The organism is Azospirillum sp. (assembly GCF_050789165.1).
The window spans coordinates 1-4,499 of the sequence record NZ_JBOZRT010000121.1; the positions used below are offsets into that span (position 1 = coordinate 1).

The window sequence follows — 4,499 nt, forward strand, 5'->3', positions numbered from 1 at the left end:
CGATGGTACTGCGTCTCAAGACGTGGGAGAGTAGGTCGCCGCCAGGTCTTCAAGGCGTTCACCAGACACACGGATCATAGCGATCGCTCTTCACCATTGCCGACGCCCGCCGCTCTCACCAGCGGCGGGCGTCGGCGTTTCGGCTGCCAGGAGCTTGCCCCCCTCCGGCTCCCCCGCCGGAGGCGGGGCACTGAGCCAGCCCAGTGGCGGGAGCCGGCAGGCGAGGCGTAGGTCCCGCTCAGTCCGGGAAGAACAGCCGCTTGTCCAGGTAGCCGATCAGGCGGTCGTCGCTGTAGCGCTCGCGTGCGAAGGCGTTGCCGCAGCGGCGGACCTCCTCGGCCTCGTCGCGGTGCTCGGCGAGGAAGCGGATCACGGCGACCAACTCGGCCAGCGTCTCGAAGCTCAGATAGTGTTCGCCGGCGGTGAAGTAGTAGTCCATGTCCGGAGTCGCCTCCTGCACCAGCAGCGAGCCGCCGATGATCGTCTCGAAGCTGCGGCCGGTGACGATGCAGCTCAGGTCCGAGCGCATGGAGAGGTTCAGCGAGCAGGGCGCGTTGCGGATCTGCTGCATGTAGAGGGCATAGCTCTCCAGCGCCGGCAGGCCGTCGGACTGGTGGGAGGACAGCCGCTGCTCGACCGGCAGCCCGCGTTCGGCCGCCGCGGCCAGCCAGAAGGCGCGGTGCCAGTTGTACCCCTTCACACCGCCGCAGAAGCACAGACGGCCGTCGAGCGGCATGCCGGGCTCGGCGTCGTTTCCGGCGTGCGGCACCTGTATGTGCAGCACCCGGCCGGCAAAGGCGGGCTCACGCCACAGCGGCAGCGACGGCGACGTCGTCTCCCAGACGCAATCGACTCCGGCCAGCGCGTCGGTCATCACCGCGGGATCGAGCGACCAGGTATCGAACAGGATCGACACGATCTTCAGCTCCGGCAACTCCTGGCGCAGCCGGGCGATCATCGCCGCGCGCGCCGGCCGCGCGTACTCCGCCTCCATGAGGTTGTCGTCGAGGACCAGCACCTCGGCCTCGTGTGCCGCGCAAAGCTCGGCGACGGCCCGGTACTCCTCGATCAGGTTCCGGCAGGGCATGCCGTAGAAACGCGGCCGCCAGCCATACCCCTCCATGGCGGCGACCAGACGCGGCCCGAGGTCCAGCGGCCGTGAGTTGGGGTGGTTGGGAAAGAACAGTTCGCGGATGGCCACCACGGCACGGCGCGGCGAGCGCGGGGCCGACGCCGGCGGACTCGCGTGGCTGATCAGGCGGGAGCGGGCGCGCCCCTGCCGGCGCAACTCGTCCAGCCTCAGCGCGGGGATGGGAGCCTGGTCGTCGAAGATCGTGCGGAAGCGCGGTGTCCCCGCCTTGAGGATCTCCAGGATCCGCAACGTCCGCGGGTGGTCCGACGCGTGCAGCGTGCCTTCGAGCAGGACCTTGGCCACCGGCTCCAGCACGGCGGTGTACAGTTCCGCCCGCTGCGCCTCGGTCAGCGAGTCGGCTTGGAAGCGCAGGGCGGACAGGCCGCGCGCCTCCTCCTCGGTGTTTCCGAAGACAAGGCCTCCGGCGGCGACGGCAATCGAAATGACCGGATTCCCATAGCCGCCGTTCGCCAGGAGCATCCCCATCAGGTACGCCGGCCTCAGCGCCTTGGACAGGAGCAACTGGTAGATCGCCTGGACCATGTCGCCCGGCTGGTGCCCACCCTCCTGGACGTAGCGGACCATCTCATCGACCCGGTCCTCGGCATCCAAAAGCAGAAGCGCCTGCGCAATGGCGGTCATCGTCGGTGAAATCCTGTGGGGCGGGCGGTGTTCGGCGACAGCCTACCGCCAACCGGGATGCCTCTGCAAAGGTCGCGGGCGCCGGCGGGCTTCCCGCCTGTCGGCGTCTTGCCTGCTTTCGCGACGCTCGGGTAGAGTTCGGCAGGGCATGCCGGCCCTTTTCCGGATGCATCATGATCGGGTCCGATCGCGCGGTGGAGAGCGAACGTGCAACTGGAGAGCCTGACCGACGGAGCGTTCCATCCCACGTCCGCGCTCGGTGTCCTGAAGGGGACGTTTCTTTCGTTCATCGGTGGGTGCGTGTGGTTCGACGTGGAGAACGAACGTCTGGTGACGCCGATTCCCCGCTATGACTTTGCGTTCGACGGCTATCGGAAGATGTTCACCGCCGAGATGATGGCGAACCTTTCACTCTACGCCAGCACCATCACGCAGCGGTACGAGAACCTGCCGGTTCTGGCCAGCCCTTATGCGAGCAATTATTTCCACGTCACGCTGGAATGCGCGAGCGCCCTGCGGCTCCTCGGCGCTCGGCACCACGCGGTCGCCATCAACCCCCGGCTGCGGGAATTCCCCTATCAGGACGAACTGCTCGGGCGCTGTCTGAAAGGGCGGACGGCGGTTCCGGTCGAGGACTCCGCCATCCACGTCGACCCGATCCTGTTCTACGATTACTTCTCGCGTGAAAGCGTCGACTACGTCCGGGAATGCGTGGACACGTTCGCCCAGCCGGGCGACGATTTCATCTATTTGGAACGGAAAAGTTCGAACCGCCAACGCGTCGAAGGAATCGCCGAGACGCCCGAGGTTCTCGACGTGCTGGGGCGGTACAGGTTCCGGCGCGTGGATTTCGGTGCCGGCGAGCTTACCGTGTCCGAGCAGATCCGCCGGATGAACGGGGCGCGGACGATCCTGGCGCCGCACGGCGCGGCGCTGACGAACATCGTTTACTTGAACCCGCCGGTGAACCTGATCGAGGTGTTCCCGCCCTATCTGGCCACGCACGACTGCTACGGGGAGATTTGCCGCATCCTTGGTTTTTCCTACCACCCGATCGTCGTCACCCGTCACGACGAGGACGGCAACATGATCATCGATGCCGGCGAGCTTGACCGGATCCTGCAGACCTGCCGGTGACCCACACCGCGCGGGGCGCGGCGCTGTCGCTCCGAGTCGTCCCCGTCGCGGAGGAGGATGCATCGGGGAGTGGCGCCCTTCGATGGATGGCCGGCAGTTTCGTTCCTGCTCGTGGATGTCACGAATACTTCACGGCCTGAACTGCGGCACGATGACGCCCGGCTCCTCTCGTTAGTGCTTTCATAACCATAAGACGATCATGTGGTGCCCAGCATTCGGCGCCAGCATATGGGCGCGATGGAAGTTGTGCCGAGATTTCAATGACTCACCCCGGAATTCGCCTTGGTGGAAGCGGGAACGGCAGGTTCCCGAAGGCGTCAGCGCCCGCCGGTACGGGCGTTTCCGCCTTGAGCGGGTGCGACGGGAGTGCCTCAAAAGCGTATGGACGCTCAACCGGAGCTCTGCGCCGGCGCTTGCCTTACCCGTTCGGAAGGGGTATAACCAACCCTGAAAAAGAGTAGTCCCTTCAAAATGGAGGATCGGAATCATGTCCAGCTATCGGCAAGCCACACTCCTGCGCGGGATGGTGAATCGGGCCGACCAGTTCAGAGACGCTGGTTGTCAGATTCTTATCGTCTCCGATAATTGCCGGTAACTGGGAGATCTCCGATGGTCAGCGCAATCACGAATATGTCGCCGGCGCAGATCTCGTCGCTGTCGACCACCAACATCGCCAGCCTGACGACCGCCGACATCTCGGCGATGACCACCAGTCAGGTGCAGGCGCTGACGACGACGCAGGTCCAGGCGCTTCAAGTCGGGCAGTTGGTCTTCAGCGCGGCTCAGCTGCAAGTGCTGAGCAACGCGCAGATCGGCGCCCTGGAAACCACCGACTTGAATGCGTTGAGCGCGACGCAGATCGGCTCGCTGACGACGCAACAGATCGGTTGGCTATCGACCACGCAGTTGGCGGCGCTGACCACGACCGATGCGCGCGAGTTCACCAAGACGCAGATCGGGGTGATGGGCACCGATCAGCTGGCGTCGCTGGGAACCGACAAGCTGAGCGCCTTGACGGCGACGCAGGTCAGTGGGCTGACCACGGGGCAGCTGTCCACCCTGAGCACGGCGAACCTGTCGGCGCTGACGAGCAGTCAGGTCGGCGGCTTGAGCGCCACGCAGGTGAAGTCGCTGACCACGACGCAGCTGAACGCGCTGTCCACCGCCGACATCAACGAGTTCAGCGCCACGCAGATCGGCCAGTTGAGCAGCAACCAGATCAGTGGCTTGAGCAGTTCCAATCTGTCGGCTCTGACCAGTTCGCAAGTGGCCAGCCTGACCGCGACGCAGGTCGGGAGCCTGACCACGGCGCAGCTGAACGCGCTGTCCACCGCCGACATCAACGAGCTGTCGCGCACCCAGGTCAGCCAGCTGACGACGAGCCAGATCAGCAACCTCAGCACGACCAACCTGTCGGCGTTGACGAGCAGCCAGGTTGGTGGCCTGACGGCGACGCAGGTGAAGTCGCTGACCACGACGCAGCTGAGCGCACTGTCCACCGCCGACATCAATGAGTTCTCGGCGACGCAGATCGGCCAGCTGACCACGGACCAGCTGAACGGTCTGAGCACGACGAACCTGTCGGCTC

At 65.4% G+C, this 4,499-nt stretch carries 2 protein-coding genes and 1 pseudogene; 2 read left to right on the forward strand and 1 reads right to left on the reverse strand.

Going from position 1 to position 4,499, the window contains the following annotated elements; genetic code table 11:
- Positions 1 to 238: 238 nt before the first annotated feature.
- Positions 239 to 1,774 (reverse strand): glycosyltransferase family protein, encoded by a 1,536-nt coding sequence (locus ACRWK7_RS26440; RefSeq protein WP_431859386.1) that lies wholly within the window; start codon positions 1,772 to 1,774, stop codon positions 239 to 241.
- Positions 1,775 to 1,981: 207 nt separating this feature from the next.
- Here ACRWK7_RS26440 and ACRWK7_RS26445 point away from each other — a divergent pair, with 207 nt between their 5' ends.
- Both ACRWK7_RS26445 and ACRWK7_RS26450 read left to right on the forward strand, forming a co-directional pair.
- Complete coding sequence (locus ACRWK7_RS26445; protein ID WP_431859387.1) at positions 1,982 to 2,911, forward strand: glycosyltransferase family 61 protein; 930 nt, start codon at positions 1,982 to 1,984, stop codon at positions 2,909 to 2,911.
- Between the two features lie 609 nt (positions 2,912 to 3,520).
- Positions 3,521 to 4,499 (forward strand): annotated as a pseudogene (locus ACRWK7_RS26450) (beta strand repeat-containing protein); the annotation flags it as partial.

What these genes read in the sequence shown, in the direction of transcription:
- ACRWK7_RS26440 (WP_431859386.1), bottom strand. Translation starts at nt 1,774, where the DNA reads ATGACCGCCATTGCGCAGGCGCTTCTGCTTTTGGATGCCGAGGACCGG.